We start from the raw sequence: 23996 nt of genomic DNA on the forward strand, positions 1-23996 counted from the left end.
ATTCCGGGAAGTTGAATGGTTCTTCTATGAGCGATCAGAATGAACCGCTATTATTACAGTGGCAAGTGGAGATAAAGAGAATAATGGAGGCCGTTCTCTGGTACGTGCTCACCGGAACTCGCGGGGGGCCGAACCGAGTCCGCCTCCTGCAGGCAATTGATGAACGGCCACGCAATGCCAATCAGTTCGCCGAGGATCTCGACCTCGATTACACGACGATCCGCCATCACCTCGAGGTTCCCCATCACCAACCCAACGAGTTCTCCTCTGACAGAGGCGCCGTACCCTCGATATCCCGACGTTTCAAGGATTTGCGAGAGTCGTCTACGAGCTGTTTCGTCGGTCCAGTCATCATTCCACGGCGGTTCGTTAAACACAGCACGATACAACTGGACTCCCTCGTCCAAATTGTCACGCGGAAAGGACTCGACGGAGACAGTCATTACAGATCGTTCGAGCCTGGGCTAGATAATCATTCCCTGGGAAAGTGCCCAACAGACCTCTTTGCGGCACGATTGTCTCACTATTCACTGTCCCCGATTAGGAGGATTTCAACAAAGCCAACTGCTGATACTGACTACGAAAGGGACTCAGGCTTGTGCTCGCTCGATAGTCTCCTCGAGATGTGCTTCGCAGGTGTACTCCGAGAGCACATCATCAGTCTGTACGTAGTAGTCAGCATCGTATTCGCCAACGTATTGGGTTCCAACTGCTGCAATTCGAGGATTCGATAGCGATCGCCTGTCAATGCCGCCTGCAATTCTTCATCGGTCGTCGGTTTTTGCATACTGAAGTACTTGAAAACGGTGTGGTTCGATTCCGGCCTGTTACAGAGGATAATATACGCTGATACAATCAATATTTCTCTTTTTAACCGTGTATGTAGTCAAGTACTCAAGTAACGTGATCAGCGATCGAGTATTACCGACAGGGACGTTCTATCCGAGAAAGTATGGCACCTCCCAGTGCTCGACTACGTTAGGCCATTGAGTATGACCCTCGACAGGACCTCATACGCGTGTTTGAAAAGTCACGTCTTCGCAACTGGACGACCCGTGTGCAGCAGGACGAATTCTCGTAGTTCGAGTCCACTATCTATCCTTGATCTCGCATACAGCTTGCTTCTGACTCATTCCTCGATATGAGGCTGAATTGTCCGCGGATCTATTGAGACAGATCATTTATTGCGTGACTCTGCGAGTCGCGATCTGCTTTGCAGTAGCTGTCTTAAGTCGGTTTTAGAAACTGGCATTCTACTACAGTTATTCAGCTCGCCAGCAAATAGGCAACAAGCGTCGTTTTCTCTCGACTACGCTAAGGATCGACAGCCAGTCCGGTGATAGAAGTAGTGGATATAGACGAGGCGGTCACACTACACTACAGCGAGAACGCTGTCAAACAACCGGTGAGAGTGTCGAACTCTTCACAATCGAGAGTGCGACGCATGTTGATCTCTACGATAGAATGAATCGGCTAGGGTATCCAGTCTCCTATCGAGCTTACCTATCATTAAAAATGATAATTAAGAATACTGTTCCAAGTCGCTCTCCGCGAGATGATTCACAAAATTGGCCGGCGAATCGACACCGAATTATCTTCCGGTAGCCGATACTTATTCGCGGAACTCCTGCAGTAAAGTCCCTCTACAAACAATCCCCGATTGCGTACATATTGTCAAACACCGAAAAGCCGAATATCCTAGACCGGCTCCAAAGCGCTACTGAAACGTGTTTTGGGCGGTATAAGAAATATATACTATACATTCTAATAGATAAATATTATGATATTACTGGAACAGTAGCGTCGATAGCCGCGGTTTAAAATCACAATAAAATAACATATCCACTAGGGCTCGTATTGTCCAGATAACAGTATCACAACTGCCACATGGATGTGACTGTCTCGTACCATGAACGAGCAATCGTCACCTGGACACACCCAGGATCGAACGGACGAAGCACAGTCACTCGACCACCCAGCCACCACCCGACGCGAGTTCATGATCGGTGCCGGCGCCGCCGCCACCACGCTTAGTGGCGCGGCCGCGAACATGGATCTCGACGAAGTCGTTCCCGAAGAACCCGACAAGGGGGGCAAAGTCAGACACTTCGACGTGCACGCGATCAGCGTCGATATCGTCTACAACGCGTTCGGCCAGCACCAGCCAAACGGCGTGATCTACGTCCTCGAGGAGAATCTGAAGGCTGCGCGCCGGGCCTCGGGCTGTGCGCCCGGCGGCGATGTCGACACGTCGGTGATCCAACCGCTTACGATCCGCGCCAATGAGGGCGACATCGTTGAGATCGACTTTCACAACCACCTTGACTGTCAGGCCTCGATCCACCAGTACGGCCTCCCCTACGAGGTCAACGAGAGCGACGGCCTCGCGGTCGGGTACAACGAGGACACGACCGTCGCGCCCGACGATTCGATCACCTACCGCTGGTACGCGAACCACCAGGGAACCCACTTCTTCGGCGACGGTGCCAGCCCTGCGATGATGAGCGATCCCGAGGAGGAGTTCGACGACAACAACCTCCAGTCGCGCGGGCTCTTCGGCGCGCTCGCCGTCGAGTCGCCTGGCGCCGAGTGGACCGACCCGAAGACCGGCGGGAAGCTGAAAAGCGGGACGAAAGCCGACATCCACGAACCCGACGGCGTGAGCCACCGCGAGTTCTCCGTCTTCTATCACGACGCCATCGACGTCGTCAACGCCGACGGGAGCGACCCCGTCTGGCCCGGCACCGACAATCCCCAGAGCGTCCACGGGATCAACTACCGCGCGGCGACGACGAGCGCCAGACTCGAAACCGAAGAGGGCATCGAGGAAGAAGATACCTTCTACAGTTCGTGGGTCCACGGCGACCCCGGCGGGGGCGACCTCGTCTTTCCCTGCTATACGGGCGATCCCGTCAAGATGTGCGTCGTCGGTGCCCAACACGAGGAGAACCACGTCCACCACCTGCACGGCCACCGTTGGAAGGGCGTTTCCGGTGAAACCGAATCGGACACCATTGACTCCCAGACGATCGGCCCGACCGCGACGTGGGAGGCTCGACTGACCGTCGCCCACGGGCCAGGTACTCTCAATCCCGACCTAGACTTCGAGGAGGCGTTCGCGGTCGGCGCGGGCGACGACGAACAGACCGGCGACTACCTGTTCCACTGCCACATGTTCCCCCACTACGGCGAGGGGATGAACGCGCTGATGCGCGTGCTCGACAAGGAACAAAAGGAGCTCCAGTTGCTGGAGAACAACGACCCGCCGCTCGACGCGAACTCCGAGATCGAGGGATTCCCGGACTTCATCCCCGGCGAGGACGGCGAACTCCCGCCCAAGCCGCCGGGATCTCAAGAGCGCGAAGCGGAACAACCCGACGAGGCCGAGGCGCTCGGTGAGATCGTCCCCGGTGCGCCGTACAATGATCCCTGTGACCCGGAGGGGATCGACCCCGAGGTGATCGGCGAGACCCGCGAGTACACCATCGTCGCGCTGCCAGCGAACGTCGTTTATAATGACGCCGGCGATCACGATCCCGAGGGGAAGGTCTACGTCCTCGAGGACGACGCCGAGGCGGTGCGCTCGGGGAAGATGAACCCCGAGCCGCTCGTGATCCGCGCGAACGTCGGTGATTGTGTCGAGGTCACGTTCAAAAACGAACTCGAGTCCGGTAAGTCGGTCCACCCCCACTTCGTCAGGTTCGATCCGCTCGGATCCGACTCGGCGAACGTCGGGTACAACTACGATCAGGGGGCCGATCCCGAGGAGACGATGCACTACCGGTGGTTCGCCAACGAGGAGGGAACGATCTTCTTCCACGACCACATCACCGGGATCCCAGAATCGCAGAACGGCACGTTCGCGGGAATCATTGTCGAGCCTGAAGATTCAACGTGGCACGACCCCCACACGGGCGAGGAGATCGAGAGCGGAACCCAGGCGATCATCAACCCCGGCGACGAGGACGAGGATCCGTTCCGCGAGTTTGCGCTGCTCTATCACGACTTCGCCCCGCTGAAGAACTGCGACGGCGAGTTCATCAACCAGCAGATGGAGCATAACCAGAACGCGGGTTCGGGCGCGATCAACTACCGCACCGCGCCGTACTTCCGGCGCAACAATGACGATCCCGCCTACCTTCACAGTTCGCGCCTGCACGGCGACCCGCCGACGCCCACGCTGGAGGCTTACACGGGCGATCCCGTCCGGATCCGATTGCTCCAGGGGCCCTACGAGGAGCAGCACAACCTCACGATCCACGGCATCCGGGGCCAGCAAGACGGCCTCCAGCGCGCGGAGACCACCTCGCAGATCATCGGCCCCTCGGAGGCGTTCTCCTTCGAACTCACGATGGAGGACACGCTGATCGACCCGCTGCACGAACAGCTGAACCCGGACGGGTTGCCGATCTGGGACCACGTCTATGGCTCCGAGCCCGTTCAGGACCTCTGGGAGGGGCTATGGGGGATCTTCCGGCTGTTTGGCGCCGAGGTTGAACACCTCCAGTCGCTGCCCGACCGCGACGCGCCCAGTGGAACGATCAGCACCGAGGAACTCCGCGAGATGGGCCACCCCGCCCCGTTCAGCGACTTCGATTGGACGAAGGTCGGTCACAAGGCGAAGTTACTGTACGGCGAGGACGACGACCGGCGGTTCGTCCCCGACAAGGATGAGCGTCAGAACGACAACGTCGGGAAGCGCCCGCCGGAAGCGAAAGACCCCGGCGATCCCTGCCCCGAGGGGACGCCAACCAGAACGTACAACGTCACCGCGATCCAGACCGAGATCGAGTACAACGACTACGGCGATCACGACCCCTACGGGATCGTCTACGTGCTCGACGACGAGGTCGAGGCCGTGAAAAACGGGAAGAACCCCGAACCGCTGACGATCCGTGCGAACGCCGGCGAGTGCGTCGAGATCAACCTCACAAACGCGCTTGGCGACCTCGACGACGAGCATTCCCATCCGACGTTCGACATCCAGCCGGACGCTGACTGGAACCGTTCGAAGCGGATCTCGCTGACGCCCCAGAACCTACTGTTCGACGACCAGGGCTCGGCCGGCATGGCCGCCGGATTCAACTTCGATTCGACGATCGCGCCCGGCAAGACGCGCACCTATCGGTGGTATGCGAATTCGGCGCCGGTCAACGGCGAGGAGAACGACAACGGTCCGCAGGCTCGCTCGATCGGGACGGGCGTGCTTTCCGATTTCGCGGACGTGCGCAGCAACCGCCACCACGGTGCCTTTGGCAACCTGATCGTGGAACCCGAAGGCTCGAAGTGGCTCGACCCCGAGACCGGAAAGCCCGTCAAGAACGGCGCCCAGGCGATGATCACGGGTCACGATGGCGAGGATTTCCGGGAGTTCGCCTTGATGTTCACCGAGGGGATGTACATCGTCAACGACGACGGGGACTGCCCGATTCCGCGGGCGGGACTCGCCGACGAAGAGGACGTCGACGTCGAAGAACTAGCGGACGAGCCGTGTAATCAGATCCTCGAACAGGAGGATCAAGGCTTCCAGGGAATTAACTACCGCTCGGAACCGTTCGCCCATCGGTTCGACAACGATGAGCGCCAGTACAAGGTCTACAGTTCGGAAGTGCACGGCGACCCGAACACGCCGTTGCTGCGGGCGTACACGAACGACCCGGTGACGCTGCGCGTGAGCCAGCCCGCCGACCGGGCCAACGGGATCTCGTTCCACTGTGCGGGTCATCAGTGGCGGCGGAACAACATCCCCGAATCGCGGTTAGTCGGCACGCAGGACGACATCTCGACGGCTGCGGCCCGCGAATTCGTGCTCGAGGGCGGGGCCAACGGCGCCGGCGACTACGTCTATCAGGAGCGCAAGACGAAGTTCTACCTCGAAGGAGGGCTCTGGGGGATCATGCGCGTTCGGGATGCACTGGAGAAGTTCGATACGAAGGTGTTGCCGCTCCCTGATCGAGCCCGGGAGTTCGGGGGTAAGGGAGAACCGCGTGATGCGCTCGCATTCGGGTCAGATTCCGACTCGGAGCAACTCACAGTGGTCGATCTGCTCGGAAATATGAAAGGAGACTGAGGTGAGTAGTTATGTATGATCTGACGGGGTTCCAGCGCGACCTCCTGTACGTCGTCGCCGGCAAGAACGGCCCCAACGGGCTCGCAGTCAAAGCAGAGCTCGAGGAGTACTACGAATCGGAGGTCGCTCACAGCCGTCTGTACCAGAATTTCGACCGGCTAATCGAGAAAGGACTGGTCGAAAAGGGGAGATCCGATCGGCGAGCGAACTACTACGTGCTGCCTGATCGTGGGCGTCGTGAGATCGACACGCGTCGCGAATGGGAAAACCAGTACGTGACGGTTCCCGTAGTCAACCAGCCGACGAGTACGACTGCGACCGCTGACGAGTAGAGGCGCCCGATTGACGGCGTCGTCGGGTCCGTTCTTTCGAGTTCGAGATAGAACGTGACCGTGAACATCATCGATTGAATATCCGCGACTGGGATGTCATCCCAGTCGCGAACAAGAGCAGGACCGGTACACCTCCTGGCATCTCAAATTCAAACTATTGTTATCATACTCTACCCGTGATCAGCGAAGATCAACGAGCTCGAGCGACGAGAGGACAGAGATAGCCGAGAGGATCCACAATACACCGTGAACGCAGTTGAGGCGATGGGTACGATCCTCTTCATCGTTTTGACAGCATTGGAAAGGAGAATCACGCGGCTCGTTCATGTCACGACTCTCCGCGATGCCGTAGTACTGTATCCTAGTCCTTTGAGTTCTCCAAGTGATCCGAATCGTGGGCCTACCCGGCTGGTTTGGGAACGTGGGCACAGCAAACGTATCGCTGTATCTAATATTTTTCCGGCTCGCCTCAGGGAGATCTGCGAATATTGGCTGTCTATGATACCTACGCCGAGGAAGCTACAGACACCGGCAACCTAAGTCAGTGGTAGTTGACCTACAGAACGGCTATGATCGAGTTTACGACACTCGCTGCGTTCGTCCCTGCCGTCCTCGCAATTATCGTCGCGCCCGGCCCTGATACGGTCTATACCGTTACACAATCGCTCAAAAGTGGGCGTTCGGCGGGACTCATCGCAGGACTTGGGACGGCAACTGGCGTGTTAGTCCACACGATTGGGGCGAGACTCGGTCTGGCGGCACTCCTGCGAACGAGCGCGCTCGCCTACATGGTCGTGAAATACGTCGGCGCCGCGTATCTGCTCTATCTCGGTGTCCAGATGTTCCGAAGTGACGACCAATTCGATCTCCAAACCGACCTCGCCGAGCAGGATACCTCTCTTGTAGAGTCATACCGGAAGGCGGTCGTCATCAACGTCTCCAACCCGAAGGTTGCGGTGTTCATCCTTGCGTTTTTCCCGCAGTTCGTTCCAGCAACCGCGAACGCCTCACTCCAGATGTCACTCCTCGGGCTCCTCTATACAGGGCTGAGCGTCTGTTATCTCGGCGTCGTCGCACTCTTCGCCAGCCGGGTTCGACACCAGCTCCTTCACTCAGAGGTAACTCGCAGGGCTGTTCAGTATCTGAGTGGGAGTGTCTTCATTGGATTCGGACTGAAACTCGCAGTTGAGAAACGGCCTACTGCCTAACACACGCGCTTCGTGAAGAAGGAGGGCCTACTCGTTTTCGAGTGCTGCATAGATCTCTGTGTGGCGTCGTCCGTCGAGTTTTCCCGTTTCGAGGGCGATCTCGCGACGCTCGGCGTTGCTCTCAGCCGCCTGATACCGCTCGTACAGCTTGCGGATGTTCGAGCCGCGGTTTCCGAGCCATGAGGCGATCTCGGAATTTATGTTCAATGTGAGAACGCTGGCCTCCCGTTAGCACTCGGTCATATCTATCGGCCGAGCAGTTCTGCGTCACCCGAGCGGTATGGATTGATGGATGTCCAGCACTGATACACTTTTTGTAGCGCTTGAGAAGAGCTACTTTACGGTCCCACGGGAGATAACGTCGAAGGAGTTGGGGGAACAACTGGGGGGGTCGGATCAGGAAGTGACCGAACGGATCCGACGCGGGACGACGAATATATTGACACACATCCTGATGTCACCAGAGGACGACTGAGGGAGTAGGTGCAGTAGTGGCACCGGGTGGTGGATACGACCACGATAATGACACGGTATACCAAGACAGGATTATTAGTGGAAAGCGTTCGAAGTGATGAGTGCGTACACGGAAAGAAATGAGAGTGGATTGAGGGAGAAAATAGTACCTTTGACAACACCAGCTGCTTAATCGGACCTTCCTACTCGTTCGGACCATCACGAGCGGGTTTCGAATCCATATATACCTCAAGAGATCAAGGGATAACGCTACACCCCTGATACTGCTGCGAGAAGACAAGGAGAAGGCTCTGGACAGAGCTCGCCAGAGACACCAGAACATCACACTCTCGTAGATTGGCTGAGGATTCAGGAGTCGCTAGTTGTTTCGGCTTCAAAGTCTACATCCTGTGGCTCGCCAGCGAGTTCAATATGTCCATAGTTGAGCAACCCAACGAATACCGCTCCACCGATGATGTTTCCAATTGTAGTCCAGAGTAGGAAGTGAACGAGATCCCCAATTGTCACTCCTTGGCCCAAGAACATTGCCGAAACCACTTCAGTTGTCCCGAGGATAGCATGATGGAACGGACCGAAGCCGATCGACCCGGTGACAACCATCGTAAATACGATACGTCCGATCGTATCACGACTAGCAGCCACGAGCCATGTGGTCATTCCCATGAGCCAGCCTGCAACGATACCGCTGAGGAGGATCGTCCACCAAGGAAGTGGGATTAACGCGTTTGCAAGCGTGCCGAATGCTGACGGTGAAATGATACCCATCGACGGCCCGAGGCTGGCAATAAGACCGGCAAAGATCACACAGCCAAGGAGATTCGAAACATAGGTTGCTCCCCAGAGCCCACCAAGGTCACTGAGCGAGGCTCGACGGTCGAGAACCGGAAGCACAGCCATTGTTGAGTGGGCGGTGAATAACTCTGTTTGCCCAAGAACCACGAACAAGAACGCGATTGAAGAAAGACTGCCTAATGCGAGTTGTTGCACTAACTGTGATTGGAAGCCACCCGAGAACGTTAACGCCATTCCCATAAACAAAGCACCGAAACTCAAATTCAAACCGGCTGAAAGACCGGATAAGAACACTCCCATCGTTGGACGAGCGATCTCTTGGAGCGCTTCTTCCATCTCCCGTTCGAGAATATTCTGATACGAGAGGGATGCACCGGAGGGTTCGTCACTTCCTGTTTCAGTACTCATTCAGAGGCACCAATACGATCTGCCGACAGTACTCTTTCCGATAATAAGTCGGTTGGGCTTGCTAAATGGATACACGAAGCGGCGATTAGTCTTCAAGTGTCTCTTTATATTGACCGAGGACAGATACGAACAATCAGACGGATGAAAAATAGAGCGTACACGGTCTGTCCGATGAGGACTGAAAAGACAGAACGAAAACTAAAGGCTGTTCCGCTTGTTCCTTACTACGAATGAAGGTATTTTCTTCGAAGAAGCATCGACTCCGGGGGATTCTGTTTTCGGTTATAGCAATAGTTGCTCTCGGTCTTCTATATCTCTCTATTCAACGGTATTTACCGTTTATTTTCAATACTCAAGAACTTCGTCTATGGATCTCCCAATTCGGTCCCCTCGCTCCTCTCGTTTTCATCATCATCCAGGCTACGCAAGTCGTCGTGGCTCCTATACCCGGGCAGGCTCTTGCTCTCGTCTCAGGGTATCTCTTTGGATCCGTTGCCGGGACTATCTATAGTCTCCTCGGTGTCCTTCTTGGGAGTGCGATTGCGTTCAGCCTTGCAAAGCGCTATGGGCGCTCGTTTGTTGAAGAGGTTCTCCACGACGACCTGATGACGCGCTTTGACGGATTCGTAGACCAAATCGGTATCCCAGGCCTACTCGTGTTTGTCCTCATTCCCGGTCTTCCCGATGATGCAATTTGTTTCCTCTGTGGTCTCACGACGATGTCGCTCCGAACGTTCCTTATACTGATTACTATCGGTCGTCTACCAGCGTATATTCTCACCGTGTACGCCGGCGGTGAATTGGCCAGCGGTCAGTTCGGTAGCGCACTACTACTTCTCGGGGTCGTGATTGTTCTTTCAGCGATCGGCTACTACAAGCAGAATGCGATTCGACAGTTTATCCAGCGACTAAATTTCTAGACTTCTATGATTCTGTCTGACCTATTTGAGCAGACGTTGTCTCACTTAGAAATCGCCCTGTGAAGAGCATAGTGTGGTCCATCAGATGGACTCAAAGTCCAGATCAACAGCGTACCAGTCAAGAATAGTGAAGACAACGGAGACCGTACAGGAACCCTCGAACTTGAGTGAGTATTTGTTTTATGCATGTGACTGATCAGTTGTTGGGATGCAAGAGAAACGGTAAGCGATAGCGAAAGAACTGAACAACAACCACCATCACAAATGGCCCGAGGAAAATGCCGTACCAGCCGAAGATAGGTGGGCCAAGCAGGTAGGCGAACATGACGAGCCCAATGGGGAATAGCCGTCCTGACAGAGAAGGACGAACATAAATTCGGATGATGTTGTCGAAAGCGAGGTTCATAACAAGGAAGAACAGGCCGGGGAACCAGAGGAGCGTCGGATCAGAGCGGAGAGGTATATGATGACGGTTCCGTAGAGAAGGTTTCGCCCAACCAGTGGAATCACCGACGTAAGTCCCGTCGCAATCGCGAGCAACATTGGATGGGGGATCGCGAGCCCGGATGGTGCGATGAGGTTGAGCGTGTGGTAGAGTATCGCAGCGAATATCGTGATCGCCAGCAGGGTCAGTGTATAGCCGAAATAAATCGACTTCAACCCTTGATCGACCGTTTGGATGTACTCAATCAGGTTCGGGCGCCCCTCAAGAATGTTTTCGTAAACCCAGTCCTTGATCGACTGCTCGTCGCGTAAGAGAAAAAAACGAACAGTATGGTGAGAAGTGCATTGTAGAGCTGGCTCACGAACGTGTCGATGAAGCCACTGAGCCAGAGCAGCGCTGATTCGACGGTTGGATCTGTGCGAAAACCGTCTGTGAGCGCGTAGATTGCGTCTGGAGAGGCCGGTAGTTCGTCGAGATCAATATCAGGAAAGAGGACCTCGAGAACGCTTTCAATGTCCGTTGGTTCCAATGTAGCAACTTGCCAGACCACGTACGCCGTGAGCGCCAGTAAGAGGGCGACGAGTGGAACAATGAATAGACCCTCTGTGAGCGCCGCCGCACCGGTCGACGACACACCCTGTTGACGTACCTGTCTAGTAATGGGACGGGCAACGTAATAGAGGAAGAGCCCAAACGTGGCCCATCCTAGGTACGGAGACAAGATAACGAGCAGAACAGCGGTCAGCAGCCCTGCGAACAGCCACCATCCGGCCCACGCTCGAATTGGTGGATCGAAAAACGACTTAGCCCATCCCATACGTCCCGAAACGACGGTTGCAGACAAGACGTTGTTCGTGACCTTCACCTAACTACACGACCGAACCGGCGCGTCGTGGGGTCACAAGTGGGCGTTCCGAACACTTTACGAATACGTCGAGCACAAAGCCGAAGCGGTCGGTGTCTCGGTGGAGCAGGTGGGTTCGGCGTACACATCGAAGCGGTGTTCCGAGTGTGGATTCACGGCAGACGAGAATCGTCCGTCGCGCAACGACTTCCGGTGCGTGAAGTGCGGATCGGAAGCGAACGCGGACTACAACGCGGCGAAGAACATCGGTATGCGGTATGTCCGTCGAGGCCAACAGTCGTCTCGGCGGACGGGCGACAGTCAGCTCGCCCTAAAGTCTGGAACGCTGAAGCCGAAGGGCGGATTTACCGCCTACCCCGATGGGTTCGAGGCCGAGTTCACGGACAAGCCCCACCCTCAACACGCCGAAGGCGTGTAGGGTGGGGTAGTTGACGTGATATTGAAGGTGTGAAATAGGAATCAGAATGTGATATGGCGAAGGACGTGGAAGAGAACCACGAACTCTACGCCGCGTTAGCTGACGAAAGCGACGACGAGTAGCCAACGTATCACAGTAGTCCGTTTCTACTATATCCTCAAAGTAGCGCTCCTACGCCTTATAGAGAAGACTCGGATCGGATAACGTCTCCTGTCGATCTGTGGAACTTGTTTAAATTTCGTAATTCTGAAACGCCTGCCCAATACAGAGACTCACCGTCATTCGATAGAATTGTTCAAGTCCATTGATCCTAATTCTCTTAGCATCTACTGGACTCGCTCATGTCGGTCTCGGGTACTATATCAGAACGAGACCGCTCTGTCCACACTGGTCTGGAAAAAGAGGCTCTAAACCGTGCGAAGAACACTTCGATTTCTCGGTGGTGTTGGTGCGGGCGGTGCTATCTTAGCAGGATATCTCTATACCGTTGGTGCCGAGACAGTTCTTAACCGGCTGGTCGCTATCGCACCGTGGGCGCTTGGGATCGTCGCCCTGCTCGTTATTCTAGAGGGACTGGCGGACGCGATCGGTGTCTGGGCATCGATTGCGCCGCTAGGCGATGGCATTTCTGGGGGTGAAAGTGTCCAATTCGCACTCGCTGGTGACTTTTTCGATACTCTCAGTCCGGCAGGACCAGTCAGTTCCGAGCCGATTATGGCTCGATTCTATAGCGTTGCTACGGATACGGGGTATTCGGAGGCGCTCGGCGTCCGCTCAACCGCAAAATACGTGAAGGCAAGCGTACAGATTACTTTCTCGGCGATGCTGGGGCTGTTCATGCTCGTGGGGTCACCTGATGCCGCTCCTATCCTCTTCACATTCGGCCTCTCAATTGCGGGTCTTGCACTGTTCGGTGGCGTAATTCTCTACACACGTGAGTATCTATCGAGCGGCCTCGTTGTAGTTCTCACACCACTTGTGACATGGATCTCGAGACTCTACCGAGACTCACCACATGACCAGGCATTCGTCTCGAATGGTGTCGACCGATACTGGCAGCGAATCGTCGGCTTTCAAGAGACACCGGGTTTGCTCGCTCTTATCGCGGTTGGAGGTCTTATTGAACAAGTATTGACTACGGCTGCTCTCTGGGTCGCACTCGCTGGGCTCGGAACCAACACTGCGTTTCTTCCAATCCTTATCATCATTCCACTGCCACAGATCGCAAGCGTCGTTCCGATTCCGGGGAGTCTCGGAGCGTATGATCTGTTGCTCGGTGGAGCGTTAGTCGTCGTTACTGGCGTCCCTACCACTGTCGCCACAGCGGCAGTCCTTGTTGTTCGAACGCTCTCTCTTCCATTTAGTGGGGTCGCTGGAGGAATCTGCGTTGCCTATCTACGTGGCTGGCGCCCGAGAGGCCAATCTAACTAACCAAGATTACAACTCGGTAGCTCCCTGCCGATAGCAGCGAAGCTCCTTGAGACATTAAAGTTCACTCGACCCTGTGAGAAGCGCCCGTTGTGGACTGGCGTCTCGGCTTGCCTACAATGAAGGATGTCTTCGGGCGGTATCATGATAGTAAGTACCTATAGCAGCTTGATTACTTCTCACAACAATCGGACAGTTACCGAGAACGTCTGTCGCTACATCAATCGGAGGGAAGATACTCACAATCGATTTCGAATTCAGCAAGCGAAAATATCCCAATTCTGAGAAAACTGAGGAAGCACGCCTTTGCTATAGGCGAGAAGACCGTACTCTATCTCGCTACAATCCGCGAACAGTCTGTGAGATACCAGCAGTTTCCAATCCCATCCATATCAAAAACACCGCGTACAGCGCGAGGAAGACGTATGCCTCTGAATTCGAGATCTTGAGGTCTGTTCTGGCAGAGACGATGAATACGAGCGTTGCGATTCCGAGAAACCCCAGTAAGGGGACAGCAACGAGAAAGTTGACGGTCGTCGCGCCCGCGATTAACACGCCAACGGGGATTGCAACGAGGAGGTTGAACGTGTTACTCCCGAGAACGTTCGTGAGACTGGTGACGCTTGACCCTTGTCTGGCCGCCCGGACACTGACGAATGTATCTGGGAGGCTCGTCGCAATAGCGATGACCGTGATTCCCCAGAAAGCCGGTGGTGTGTCGAAGACGGCACCGAACTCTAGCGCTCCGCGCACAATTCCCTCAACACCGATAGCAATGAGGGCAAGTGAAACGACAAGCCGGCCCCATTCATGTGCGGACTTGATGGCGATGTCTTCGCTCTGTGTATGCTCACGGACATCTTGGTAATGCAAGAAGACGTAGATACCGTACGTGAGCAGGGGAAAGACGACGAGTGCCGGTGTTAGAACCGCCGCCTGGTTCGTTCCACCCGGGACGTAGGTCGCGCCAAGGGCAAACGTGGCAAACAGAACGAGCACGCTGATAATATAGAACTGTGCATCCTTGTGGACGAGATCACGTGTCGATTCAAGACGCTCGCTAGAGAGTGCCGAGAACGCTGGAATGACCAGGAGGTTGAAGACGGCGCTCCCGACGATTGCGCCGACGCCGAGAGAGAATTCCCCGTGGAGAAGTGTGCTAATCACGACTGTACTGAGCTCTGGAAAGCTTGACCCAACGGCGACAACTACCGCCCCATGAACGGCGACCGGAAGGCCGTAGTGCTTGCTGAGCCGTTCAGCGGACGCTTCAAGAACCTCGCTTCCCTTCCAAATCACGCCTGTTGAGACAATAACCAACGCAGTCGCGACAAAGAGCGGATTCACGCCAGTGTTCTGGAGGGCGTCTGTTTCGAGTGTCCGAATACCGGTTGTCCAATCATGTTCTACCCTCACTTTCGAGGGATAGTGTAAAAACTGCTCAATATCTGTGAGATCGGCGTGTGCAGCCTCCAGTACTGCTCTCCCGACAATCTATTCCAAATCGAGCCGAACAGACGATTCTGGCGCTATCAGGTCAATACTGCTTGTTTTTTGTAATCTGAGGGGTTAGCGAGCCCGACGATGATTAGGAGTCACTTCGAACGTCGGCTTTCGGAACCGCCCGCTTGACGCTCTTGATGCCGCGCTCAGCACCTTGTTTTGACACGTACCCTTCGCCGCTGGTTGCGATTATCTCTTCATTCGTTGCTACGAGTCGCCATCGCCACTCGCCGGCGTTGTCGGTGTAGAGTTCAAAACGGGGCTTCCGTGCCATACTCTGGTTACACCTAGGGCTGCAATATGGATACTGATCATCCCATCCGGCAAGCAGTTGGGGCCAGCCGTAGATCCTTCCCTTCTTCTGACAGCAGATCACGGTTTCACCGGAGTCAACGCTCTGGCATCGCCTTTCGCGTACTGATATTCCTCGTTCTCCTCGTACCCGCTGGGCGTCCGATTACTCCGGTGTTCGTGAGCAGTATCGGAACTCTCAACCGGGAGCAAGAAACGCCGTATCCTCACTCTATTTCGCTCCGTTCTGAGACGAGTGTTCCACCCTCACGTGGAACGAGAGTTACACTACAAAACACAAGGCGATCGCCTGTCAGGTAATGAAGAGCCGAGTAACAGCGGGGATAGGGCGACAACGAACATAGCAGGATGCCCCCATGAGCCACGAGAACCCACTCCGGATGAAACACGGCACGGACGTCCCACCAGAAGCTCAGCGGACACGTAAAGTAGAGAACGTTCGCTTCTAGATTCGCTGCTTTCTCTGGGCCCACGGCCGGAGGATCGCGTAGACTGCTTCGTTTATACGAACGGGAAGCTCATGTTCTTGCCCACGCTGGACGACCGCGCCGTAAAGTCCCTCAAGTTCTCGAAATACCGTAAAATAGACTCGGCCAATAGCGGTGCTATTAACCGATTTCTAGGACGGAAACGAGCCGGTTGTTCTGGAGCCAATCGCTCTATAACAGGCTTCTACTGGCTTTTACCGGGTTCGAGACCGGCCCATCTATACACAGTTCTCACCGGCTACCGGGGAGGCATATGTGCAACGCTCGTTGTGACGTCTACTGAGGCAGCAGTCGGTCGTGGTTACTGATCTGCTCTTCGATTCAGAAACAATGGGAACGAGTAAATCTCACATAGATATCGACCAGTTCGTTGCAAACCTGCTGAATTTCCATTACCGGGAGGTAATGATGACGAGTGCAACGCTCGCTGTCATCACAGCGTCAATCATGCTCTTTCCGGGTACAGAAAACATCACGCAAGGGATTCAGTCGGACGTCTCGGTAGGACTTCTCGTACTCTTTGTCGGCGTCGCGATCCTCGCCGGGACGGTCATGGGAATGCTCGGGTTTGGGTTCTCGCTAATCGTGACACCCGTCTTTGCGAGTGTTATTGACCCAACGCTCACAGTTGTCGTCCTCGCAGTCCCGCCACTGATGGTAAACATGTTTCAGATGGGTGAAACGGGGACCGGGCTTGAGTTCGTTCGCGAGGAGTGGCCATTGCTGGGGCTTGCTATTGTCGGCACAATCATTGGTGTGGCCTTTCTCTCGTGGTTTAGCACCGGCCCGATTGTCCCGTTTCTCATTGGGCTCATTGTCTTGGGCTATGTGCTATTTCAGGTAATTCAGAACTTCGTCGTCATCGAAGAAGCCCACCATCCTGTTGCGCTCGGTGGTATCGGACTTATTGAGGGCTTCCTCCTCGCCGCCGCAAACCTCGGTCCGGTTCTCCCGGCCTATTTCCATACGTTCGAACGCGACGCGGAGCGATACATTGGCGGACTATCGATGACGCTCGGGACGATTTTCGCCACTCGTCTCGTGGTAATGGCGTTCTTCACCGACCTGATGACGCCGTATCGGCTTTGGCTTGGGTCGACTATCGCCGTCATCACGATCGTTGGCTTGTTGCTCGGCACCTACTTACGCCGTCTTGAGATCGATGAGCAGAAATTCACCTGGTTCGTCATCGCGCTTCTGTTTGTTATCTCGCTCAATATCTTTCGGAACACGGTTCCAGCACTATTCTTCTGAATGTACACCAGCCGGAGTCATTGTCGAGGACGATGGCGTATTCGCCATAGAGTTCGAAATCAAGGTCAAGCTCATCAGGGATGTCAATACGGACGCGATGACCGATTTTCAGGCTCATCACGCTCTGTGGGCCCGTCTTCTGGGATAAACTCTTGGCCGAGCTAAAGGATCGTCGTGTCTGTCCGGTCGGTGGGTTGCAGGCGCCGCTGATGGAACCTCACGTGTGCGCTTTTTGGAACGACGAATCGACCTGAGGAGGACGATAGGAAACAAAACAACGTACAGATCTACGAACTAAAAGATAGCCACTAAGAACAGTATGCTGAATAGACAGTGCAAATGGCACGCTCGATGACTTGTACTTTCTCAGTAGTGTCTTACTCCAGTGTCAGGGGATGAGCTTCCACGTCGTTCGATTCGCTCGTAAAGATAATATGAGTATGCCACAGTGATCCCAGTGGTCAGAAGAGTGGGTACGATGAGGAAGTAGAGCGCGTATTCGCCAAACAGAAGTCCGACCAAGGTCAGTATCGTGGTTAGTTTAAAAAGCCGTCCACCGAGCGCGTGCGTCCGGTTCCAGACTTCCTCGCTGCTGAGCGTCCACGGTGTCCGGATCCCCACGAACCAGTTACGTTCGGCGTGTGTAAGCAAGATACCGCTGTAGTAGAGTAGCCCTGCAGCCGCGATGAGCACCAGATACGTGAAGTCAAACTCGTAGCCGAGATTGAACGCGACGATTCCGGCATGAAGCAGAAGCATATAGCCGGTGAAGATCACGACGAACCAGTCGTAGTAGGGACGGAAGGCGTTGATATTCTCTTGAAGTGGATCGATTTGGGGAATAAGTGCAAACACAACTAGCAGCACCGCTGTCAATCCCGGGAACAGCCAGAGCGCGAGCGTCTTGGGCATCGTCCCGCTCGGTTCGCCCGCCGCGTTCCAATTTGAGACGATCTCCGCAGGGAGCTCAGGCGCGGTGAGGAGGCTCACGATCCCAGAGAATACAACAAACACGGCCGCCAGACCAAACCGCTGGTGAGTGTTCATACGAACCTGTACGCCAACACGAAGAATGAAACTGACGGCCGCTGGGAGTGCTCAGAGGGGCCTGAAATTTGTGCGATTGGTCTGTAGACGAACGACCGGAGACTATCAAATGGAACGAGGGAATCGTTCGAGCGATTCGTTGCTTTGGCGTACTGTCCCTGCTTATCGCACAGAATGAGGTCACCAATTGAAAGCGAGCGACAGAAACGTCAAGATAGTGATCGCCGCTCGTAAACAGTATCACGGGCTAAGTGATTGAACAGTTGAGCACCGGCTAGCTGACGATACAATGGACGTGACTGATGGCGATGTCATAACCAAACCCACATTACTTAGAGCTAACAAGAGGCCTTCTCTCTTGAATGGAAGAATGAGATTTAAAAGACCTATTAATACCGTTAGTAAAGTATTATGGACCTATTAATAATAACCGCTCTTGTTCTGGTTAGTACATGGAGCGAGAACACTGATGAATTGGATTCTTGTCATTATTATTCTCGTTGCAAATTCCTATCTGTCCAGTCTTATCATTGAGGAAATGATGAAAACCTGGTCTGACCCTATACATACCTCAGAACAGGTTGAATGACTAAAACAAGCCAAGGAAGAAATTGAGTGAATTCGGGATCAGAGCTCCGAGGAGAGTCTCTCTCACTCGCAATAGACTACGTGTTTCGAATTGGTACTCATCCCGGTAGGTGTCTATAGAACCGGCCATGGAAAGTGTAAAATTATCAATAACTAACCAACAATTAGAGATTACCTGTTAAATAGAGACTATATTCAGCATAAAATTTTATTAATCCGATATTGCTATCAATAATAGATAGCACCCTAAAACCTATATAATGCATGTGTAAAAAGCAATCTTATGAACCATCAGCCTGCTGTTTTCACTAGAGAATTAACAAAACGATATGGCGATACTACCGCTATCAGTGGTCTCGATCTTTCTATTCCACGTGGATCAGTCTATGGATTCCTCGGTCCAAACGGTGCAGGGAAAACCACGACAATGCGAATGTTGACTGGACTTACACGGCCAACCAAGGGGACCGGTTCCGTCGCTGATGTCTCGATTCGGGATCGAGACGGCCTGCGCACGCACATCGGATACTTACCCGAGGAACCACCGCTATACGATCAGGCAACGGCCTACGAACAGCTCGAATACGCCGCCGGCCTTCGCGATCTCCCCGCAGAAGTGACACGTGACCGAATCGATGGACTCCTCGACAAACTGGATCTCACGTCAGATGCTGACACGCGGATCGCGGACTATTCAAAGGGAATGCGACAGAAAACCGCTTACATACAGGCCGTCCTCCACGAACCCACTGTAGTCTTCTTAGATGAACCCACGTCTGGGCTGGATCCACGCGCTGCACGGACTCTCCGAGAAATGATCACAGAACTCGCCGATAGGGGAACGACCGTCTTCCTCTCGACGCATATCCTCCCTGTTGTTGAAGAGGTCGCGGACACAGTTGGAATACTCTACGACGGAGAGTTGGTCGCTGAAGGTTCGCCTACTGATCTCGAACGCCGCGTAGAGACCGGTGAGACGCGCTCGCTGGAGGATGCTTTCCTTGAACTCACGACTGACGAGCGCGGTACCGCAGGAAAGACGGATGGTGAGATCAGTGTCGCCAGTACCGCTAACCAGAGGGTCGTTGAGGAGGACACCGATGGTTGAATCGGGCTGGTTCGGGCATGCCCTTCGGATGGGCAAGTTCGACTATCATCGTTCTGTCCGGGTGATTCGGGGTGACACTGGTCGGCTGATCTTGATGGCTGGTGGTGTGACACTCCCAACGCTTCTGCTAACGGGACTCGCGGTCCTGTTCGTTCCGGAACTCCGGGGAACGAATCCAGAGTTCTCGATAAATCGGATCGTCAGAGGAACGCTTGCTATGCTCTGGGTGTTCGGAACGTTCATGCTCGCACAGCGAACGACGACGGCCCACAGTAAACCGGTCGCCGATGCGTTCGTGCTGACGACAGTTTCACCGAGAACCGCTGTTATCGGGGGCATTATTGCCGAGAGCTTGCGAGTGCTAACGTATGTACTTCCGCTCGGCTTACTCCTCACTATTGCCGGAGCGTATGCGTTTAGTTCACCACTGACCCTACTGACAGTTCCATTAGTCGGCAGTCTGTACGTTGTTAGCGCGGTCACGGCCGGTCGTGTGCTGGGATATAGTGCCGCATGGCTCGTAGCCACCGTGCCGTTCATCGCTCGTCACAAGGGCGTGTTAGGCGGGACGGTTGTAATGCTATTTTTTAGCCTCTATTTCCTGTTCCAGATACCGCAGTTGCCATTCTCGGTCAGTCCGGCCATGCTCGGAGTGATCCCGACTGGGTGGCTCGCAGACCTGTTGGCAATTGGCACGCCTATTGGCTGGTCGTTGACACACGCTCTCGGGGGAATGGCCACGGTTGGTATGGTGCTCGTCGGTGGAGGCTGGCTGGCCGAGCGTATCGCAGTCTCGTTCTGGTTCGACGAGTCAATCGACGTTTCTGCTAGTGGCAAGACCGCGGTCTCCATCCGCACGGAGGGCAATCAGCGAGCCCTTAAACAGGCCATCAGCCCCCTAGGCGCCCCGTTTATCACCGGCCCGACTCGTCACATTGCTGAATGGTCTCTCTTGCGAGCTCGTCGCGAACCTCAGCGGTTAAACTTCCTGCTGATTCCGGTGTTCGGTGGCGGCTCAGCAGTAATGAACATGCTACTACAGGGGTCCGTCTCGCTTGCGATACTGGGACCTATCATCGCTGTGTTACTAGGATGGACCGCCGGCGCGGCGTTCGGTCTTAACCCGTTTGGCAACGAAGGAGCCGTCTTGCCAGCAACTCTGACCGCTGTTTCGGGTCGGGCGTTCGTCCGTGGTCTCATCACCTCGAGTCTTCTGTTTGTGCCCGCCGTCACCGTCGTCACGCTCGCGACGTCACTCGTAGGAGGATACGGACTACTGACAGCGATCGCGCTGACATTGATCGGATGCTTACTTACTATCGTCGGGGCGGCACTCGCACCGATCGTCGGGATGTGGTTTCCGCGCTATAGCGCTATCCGCATCGGCAACAGCGACGGAGTACTACCACCCCGGTTGCTCGCGGGTGTGCTTCACGTCGTATTGATATGGATTCCCGGCGCGGTGCTGGTTGGACTCGTGGCAGCACCGAAACTGGTAAGGCTAGCACTCTCTGGAATCGGTTACGTTCCGGGACTCATTCTCGGGTTGGTCGCCAACGGCGGACTACTCACATTCCTCGCGTCGTCGTTGAACGACGTTGGTGCGATGATTCAGGAGCTCCCGCTCACTGCTTTCCGGAGTGGATTCGGTATGCTGCTCGTTTTCGGTGGACTACTGGTCGCCTGGAGCGCCTATCTTGGGGCGATACAAAGGTTTGAGACCCACGAACTGCACTGACAGCGTGGGTGCTACTTCTGTCACAGCACAGTGAGAAGAGAGCGACAAGTACTCCCTGTAGAGAGCATCACGCATACTGGCAGCCTTGACCGTACCACTACATATGTTTCATCACCCGAATACCAAAGGTCGTCACGCAACCCTCAATGTGTGATGCGTTTCCTGAAATATCTCCTTGGCAGCGACACGTAGGACGAACAGGTCGATCTCAAATCACGGTGCGATGTGGGAATCGGAAGGAGAGGACCTGTTCGATCTTCATGCGGGAGCGAGGTGGCTGATTCATGAGCGAGAGCAACCCGCCCGGCTTCGATCGCTTGTCGATTCCGGTCGCGTGCCTGTGCGAGCATCACTTCCGACGTATCCACTCCGGCAACGAACCCATCGAGAACACGTGTCGCTGCGTGCTGGATACTGACGCCCGGCTTGATCCCGACCTCGAGTGCCTGAAAGACAGTATCAGGATCAGGTCTATCGCGTCGGCGGTGATCCATCCACGGCATGGTCTGTGTTCTTACAAACGATGGTAAATATGTTTGTCCAGCCAGACCAGAGGTACGCTCCCACGATCGGTGTTAATAGGGCCATTCAAAGTCTGGATACAGCAGCAGCAGGTGCTCCCCGTTCTATGAGCGGAAGAAGACATGGTTCGTATCCGGAGTCTGCTGGAGTGTCCATCATCGGTGCTGTGGGAGCCGTCATGTATGTGGCACGTGTCACAGAGATCGTGCCGGCGAGCGACGCGGCGTTGTCACGCCCGCTTGAGTCATATCCCGGTGATCAGGCCACGTTTGATCAGAACAAGCGCGTCGTTGTCTTTGAGCCAGAATCGTTGTATGAGCTGTCCGATCCAATTTCGCTAGCAAGCGTGTTCCGTACGGGCTACGGTATACCGACCTCGAGTCGTTCCGGACAGCGGAGACGACGGCTGATATTCTGTGAGCTGGGCGTTCTTTCGTTGAGCGAGTTGGCTTGATCAGGGTTGACGAGTGATATCAACGTCTGCGGCTATACGTAAGGAGTATCATCTCCTAACTAGCATGCCTTGTGCAACGAATCGGTTCTTAGATACGGAGTGTTGCACAAGGCAGACGTTTCACGAGAACAATCGGCGTTTGTCTGGACGGAGACTCCTTTCGCTACCAACGACCGATATCGTGTGTCACTCGATACTGCTGATAGTAGGCTTTCTCGACAGTCCGGAGATCGAACCCGCCTGGATTCCGTTCACAGAGTGCAGTAAAGATTCGCGAGTAGTCAGAAAGTCGCAGTGTTCGGTCCTCACCAAAGAGAACTGCAATCATATATCGATCACCGACTGCGTAGTTCATCGGATCATGGAAGGTGAGAACGACTGTTGCGGTCGCAGGTCCGATTCCAGGGATTGACGTGAGGGTTTTCAGCTGGAACTTCGGATCGTCGACGAGGAAGGCTGCTTCACTGATTCGCTGGACGAACGCTGCAGGAACCTCGGACATCCACTCGATGTATCGATCTCGCCGTCTGCGTTGGAACAACGAGCCAAGAAGACGACGCATAGCTTTCGACAACCATCCCGGGTACGCCCTCCGTTCCTAGTTACAACTCCGAGCAGCCTCCTCCTGAATAAGTAGTAGTAGAGGGAGTAGAAACGGGTTCTCTGATTCTGGCTTCGCGAGCATATCACACCACGGTGTGATCAGATACAGCCTTGTGCAACGAATCCTCTTGACACGGCCAGAGTTGCACAAGGTTGTCTACCATTCAGTCGCTATCAACGCCTTCAGAGTCAGCAGTACCTCCGGGTCGAACATTCGTGTCGATCCCGCTACTGACACTTCCACGTCTCTTCTGCGAAAATCGCAATTTGAAGCCATTTCAGTGACATTTAAGTAATACTCTCCCGTAGTAGCTGTTGCTTCGTCCCCCTCTCACGTGAGAGTCTCGCATTGTATTCTCATTAATGTTCTGCTCGTTATCACGTTCAGTGCGAAATTCACAGCAATTGTGGCTCAATTCACTCTTGATCAGCAGGTGGAGCGTGCTCGATCGTGGTGTCTTCAGGGACGTCGGAGACGGCAGCTCGAGACCGGCTGTACTCGAAATAATTGAACGGCTGACTGAACGTACTCGTGACGATCTGGGAGGAGTGAATATCGAGGTTGAGATTCTCGAGCTCACGCGTGATCTCGGTCAAATCCTGCGAACTCGTCGCGATCACTTCAATAAGGAGATTGTGCTCACTCGTCACCATCTCTTGAACGGTGATGACACCACCGATGTCTAAGGCATCGCGTGCCGCCTGGTGGCGTTGGTTCATTGAGGCTGTACAGATGAATTAGACGCGAAGCGAGAACCCTGCTCGTTCGTAGTCGAGTTCTGGGGCGTACGTTTTGATAACGCCCGCCTCTTCGAGTGCGGTAATTCGATTGCGGACCGTACTCTGTGAGACCCCGACTGTGGTGCTGATCTCCTCGTGGGTCGTCTTCCGTGCATCTTGCTGTAATTCATAGAGGATCTCTCGATCAAGGTCGTCTAAAACGACATTGCCATCCTGTTCTTTGACCATACGGTCGACTGCACGGCACCAGTGAAGTATGTTAGCGTTGTCCAGTCCCC

General features: G+C 54.7%; 19 protein-coding genes and 2 pseudogenes. 11 read left to right on the forward strand and 10 right to left on the reverse strand.

Features of this window, described 5'->3' with window-relative positions:
• Nucleotides 1–83 precede the first annotated feature (83 nt).
• The 4 genes and pseudogenes from HACJB3_RS18960 to HACJB3_RS15745 form a co-directional block, all read left to right on the forward strand.
• Nucleotides 84–239 (forward strand): annotated as a pseudogene (locus HACJB3_RS18960) (ArsR family transcriptional regulator); the annotation flags it as partial.
• A 1670-nt stretch (nucleotides 240–1909) separates the two neighbouring features.
• The gene (locus HACJB3_RS15735) at nucleotides 1910–6070 is read left to right on the forward strand and encodes a multicopper oxidase domain-containing protein (RefSeq protein ID WP_008415318.1); all 4161 of its coding nucleotides are present in this window, start codon (nucleotides 1910–1912) and stop codon (nucleotides 6068–6070) included.
• Between the two features lie 11 nt (nucleotides 6071–6081).
• Complete coding sequence (locus HACJB3_RS15740; protein WP_008415317.1) at nucleotides 6082–6402, forward strand: helix-turn-helix transcriptional regulator; 321 nt, start codon at nucleotides 6082–6084, stop codon at nucleotides 6400–6402.
• Between the two features lie 569 nt (nucleotides 6403–6971).
• A complete protein-coding gene (locus HACJB3_RS15745; protein WP_008415316.1) occupies nucleotides 6972–7610 on the forward strand; it encodes a LysE family translocator in 639 nt (212 codons plus the stop codon).
• A gap of 27 nt (nucleotides 7611–7637) precedes the next feature.
• On the opposite strand, the gene HACJB3_RS15750 is transcribed toward HACJB3_RS15745, so the two are convergent.
• The gene (locus HACJB3_RS15750) at nucleotides 7638–7817 is read right to left on the reverse strand and encodes a hypothetical protein (RefSeq protein WP_008415315.1); all 180 of its coding nucleotides are present in this window, start codon (nucleotides 7815–7817) and stop codon (nucleotides 7638–7640) included.
• Between the two features lie 85 nt (nucleotides 7818–7902).
• Here HACJB3_RS15750 and HACJB3_RS15755 point away from each other — a divergent pair, with 85 nt between their 5' ends.
• On the forward strand, nucleotides 7903–8085 hold the full coding sequence (locus tag HACJB3_RS15755; RefSeq protein WP_008415314.1) for a helix-turn-helix domain-containing protein: 183 nt from the start codon (nucleotides 7903–7905) through the stop codon (nucleotides 8083–8085).
• Nucleotides 8086–8432: 347 nt separating this feature from the next.
• On the opposite strand, the gene HACJB3_RS15760 is transcribed toward HACJB3_RS15755, so the two are convergent.
• Nucleotides 8433–9284, reverse strand: a complete 852-nt coding sequence (locus HACJB3_RS15760) for a formate/nitrite transporter family protein (protein ID WP_049934645.1) — start codon at nucleotides 9282–9284, stop codon at nucleotides 8433–8435.
• 230 nt (nucleotides 9285–9514) lie between these two features.
• Between HACJB3_RS15760 and HACJB3_RS15765 the strand changes: the two genes are divergently transcribed.
• Nucleotides 9515–10204, forward strand: coding sequence for a TVP38/TMEM64 family protein (locus HACJB3_RS15765; RefSeq protein ID WP_008415312.1), 690 nt, complete (start codon nucleotides 9515–9517; stop codon nucleotides 10202–10204).
• Between the two features lie 689 nt (nucleotides 10205–10893).
• On the opposite strand, the gene HACJB3_RS20755 is transcribed toward HACJB3_RS15765, so the two are convergent.
• Nucleotides 10894–11514 (reverse strand): hypothetical protein, encoded by a 621-nt coding sequence (locus HACJB3_RS20755; protein WP_238532880.1) that lies wholly within the window; start codon nucleotides 11512–11514, stop codon nucleotides 10894–10896.
• A gap of 4 nt (nucleotides 11515–11518) precedes the next feature.
• Between HACJB3_RS20755 and HACJB3_RS18975 the strand changes: the two are divergent.
• Together HACJB3_RS18975 and HACJB3_RS15790 are read left to right on the forward strand one after the other, a co-directional pair.
• Nucleotides 11519–11932 (forward strand): annotated as a pseudogene (locus HACJB3_RS18975) (zinc ribbon domain-containing protein); the annotation flags it as partial.
• Nucleotides 11933–12346: 414 nt separating this feature from the next.
• A complete protein-coding gene (locus HACJB3_RS15790) occupies nucleotides 12347–13363 on the forward strand; it encodes a lysylphosphatidylglycerol synthase domain-containing protein (RefSeq protein WP_049934647.1) in 1017 nt (338 codons plus the stop codon).
• 336 nt (nucleotides 13364–13699) lie between these two features.
• Here the strand turns inward: HACJB3_RS15790 and HACJB3_RS15795 are convergent, their stop codons facing one another.
• Nucleotides 13700–14707, reverse strand: coding sequence for a sodium:calcium antiporter (locus HACJB3_RS15795; RefSeq protein WP_049934694.1), 1008 nt, complete (start codon nucleotides 14705–14707; stop codon nucleotides 13700–13702).
• A gap of 241 nt (nucleotides 14708–14948) precedes the next feature.
• Nucleotides 14949–15137 carry an HVO_2922 family protein gene (locus HACJB3_RS18980; protein ID WP_008415288.1) on the reverse strand — a complete coding sequence of 63 codons (189 nt, stop codon included), beginning with the start codon at nucleotides 15135–15137 and terminating at the stop codon, nucleotides 14949–14951.
• Between the two features lie 856 nt (nucleotides 15138–15993).
• Between HACJB3_RS18980 and HACJB3_RS15800 the strand changes: the two genes are divergently transcribed.
• Nucleotides 15994–16917 carry a sulfite exporter TauE/SafE family protein gene (locus HACJB3_RS15800; protein WP_008415287.1) on the forward strand — a complete coding sequence of 308 codons (924 nt, stop codon included), beginning with the start codon at nucleotides 15994–15996 and terminating at the stop codon, nucleotides 16915–16917.
• A gap of 366 nt (nucleotides 16918–17283) precedes the next feature.
• On the opposite strand, the gene HACJB3_RS15805 is transcribed toward HACJB3_RS15800, so the two are convergent.
• Nucleotides 17284–17964: an SdpI family protein gene (locus HACJB3_RS15805; RefSeq protein WP_008415286.1), complete on the reverse strand. Its 681-nt coding sequence runs from the start codon at nucleotides 17962–17964 to the stop codon at nucleotides 17284–17286.
• 871 nt (nucleotides 17965–18835) lie between these two features.
• Between HACJB3_RS15805 and HACJB3_RS15810 the strand changes: the two genes are divergently transcribed.
• On the forward strand, nucleotides 18836–19660 hold the full coding sequence (locus tag HACJB3_RS15810; RefSeq protein WP_049934649.1) for an ABC transporter ATP-binding protein: 825 nt from the start codon (nucleotides 18836–18838) through the stop codon (nucleotides 19658–19660).
• Complete coding sequence (locus tag HACJB3_RS15815) at nucleotides 19653–21398, forward strand: hypothetical protein (RefSeq protein WP_013199584.1); 1746 nt, start codon at nucleotides 19653–19655, stop codon at nucleotides 21396–21398. Before HACJB3_RS15810 ends, HACJB3_RS15815 begins: the two co-directional genes overlap by 8 nt.
• Nucleotides 21399–21541: 143 nt before the next feature.
• Here the strand turns inward: HACJB3_RS15815 and HACJB3_RS21265 are convergent, their stop codons facing one another.
• The 4 genes from HACJB3_RS21265 to HACJB3_RS20770 all read right to left on the reverse strand — a co-directional run bounded on the left by HACJB3_RS21265 (nucleotide 21542) and on the right by HACJB3_RS20770 (nucleotide 23946).
• Complete coding sequence (locus tag HACJB3_RS21265; RefSeq protein ID WP_148258261.1) at nucleotides 21542–21901, reverse strand: class I SAM-dependent methyltransferase; 360 nt, start codon at nucleotides 21899–21901, stop codon at nucleotides 21542–21544.
• 636 nt (nucleotides 21902–22537) lie between these two features.
• The gene (locus tag HACJB3_RS15820) at nucleotides 22538–22876 is read right to left on the reverse strand and encodes a hypothetical protein (RefSeq protein ID WP_008415282.1); all 339 of its coding nucleotides are present in this window, start codon (nucleotides 22874–22876) and stop codon (nucleotides 22538–22540) included.
• A gap of 518 nt (nucleotides 22877–23394) precedes the next feature.
• The gene (locus tag HACJB3_RS20765; RefSeq protein WP_238532881.1) at nucleotides 23395–23697 is read right to left on the reverse strand and encodes a hypothetical protein; all 303 of its coding nucleotides are present in this window, start codon (nucleotides 23695–23697) and stop codon (nucleotides 23395–23397) included.
• 18 nt (nucleotides 23698–23715) lie between these two features.
• Nucleotides 23716–23946: an Lrp/AsnC family transcriptional regulator gene (locus HACJB3_RS20770; protein ID WP_238532882.1), complete on the reverse strand. Its 231-nt coding sequence runs from the start codon at nucleotides 23944–23946 to the stop codon at nucleotides 23716–23718.
• Nucleotides 23947–23996 lie beyond the last annotated feature (50 nt).

The sequence above is a fragment of the Halalkalicoccus jeotgali B3 genome, assembly GCF_000196895.1.
Classification (GTDB): domain Archaea; phylum Halobacteriota; class Halobacteria; order Halobacteriales; family Halalkalicoccaceae; genus Halalkalicoccus; species Halalkalicoccus jeotgali.

Excerpts from the sequence above, each read along its gene's own strand:
- HACJB3_RS15735 (WP_008415318.1), top strand. The coding sequence starts at position 1,910 with ATGAACGAGCAATCGTCACCTGGACACACCCAGGATCGAACGGACGAA.
- HACJB3_RS15740 (WP_008415317.1), top strand. The coding sequence starts at position 6,082 with ATGTATGATCTGACGGGGTTCCAGCGCGACCTCCTGTACGTCGTCGCC.
- HACJB3_RS15745 (WP_008415316.1), top strand. The coding sequence starts at position 6,972 with ATGATCGAGTTTACGACACTCGCTGCGTTCGTCCCTGCCGTCCTCGCA.
- HACJB3_RS15755 (WP_008415314.1), top strand. The coding sequence starts at position 7,903 with ATGTCCAGCACTGATACACTTTTTGTAGCGCTTGAGAAGAGCTACTTT.
- HACJB3_RS15760 (WP_049934645.1), bottom strand. The coding sequence starts at position 9,284 with ATGAGTACTGAAACAGGAAGTGACGAACCCTCCGGTGCATCCCTCTCG.
- HACJB3_RS15765 (WP_008415312.1), top strand. The coding sequence starts at position 9,515 with ATGAAGGTATTTTCTTCGAAGAAGCATCGACTCCGGGGGATTCTGTTT.
- HACJB3_RS18980 (WP_008415288.1), bottom strand. The coding sequence starts at position 15,137 with ATGGCACGGAAGCCCCGTTTTGAACTCTACACCGACAACGCCGGCGAG.
- HACJB3_RS15800 (WP_008415287.1), top strand. The coding sequence starts at position 15,994 with ATGGGAACGAGTAAATCTCACATAGATATCGACCAGTTCGTTGCAAAC.
- HACJB3_RS15805 (WP_008415286.1), bottom strand. The coding sequence starts at position 17,964 with ATGAACACTCACCAGCGGTTTGGTCTGGCGGCCGTGTTTGTTGTATTC.
- HACJB3_RS15810 (WP_049934649.1), top strand. The coding sequence starts at position 18,836 with ATGAACCATCAGCCTGCTGTTTTCACTAGAGAATTAACAAAACGATAT.
- HACJB3_RS15815 (WP_013199584.1), top strand. The coding sequence starts at position 19,653 with ATGGTTGAATCGGGCTGGTTCGGGCATGCCCTTCGGATGGGCAAGTTC.
- HACJB3_RS21265 (WP_148258261.1), bottom strand. The coding sequence starts at position 21,901 with ATGCCGTGGATGGATCACCGCCGACGCGATAGACCTGATCCTGATACT.
- HACJB3_RS15820 (WP_008415282.1), bottom strand. The coding sequence starts at position 22,876 with ATGTCCGAGGTTCCTGCAGCGTTCGTCCAGCGAATCAGTGAAGCAGCC.
- HACJB3_RS20765 (WP_238532881.1), bottom strand. The coding sequence starts at position 23,697 with ATGAACCAACGCCACCAGGCGGCACGCGATGCCTTAGACATCGGTGGT.
- HACJB3_RS20770 (WP_238532882.1), bottom strand. The coding sequence starts at position 23,946 with ATGGTCAAAGAACAGGATGGCAATGTCGTTTTAGACGACCTTGATCGA.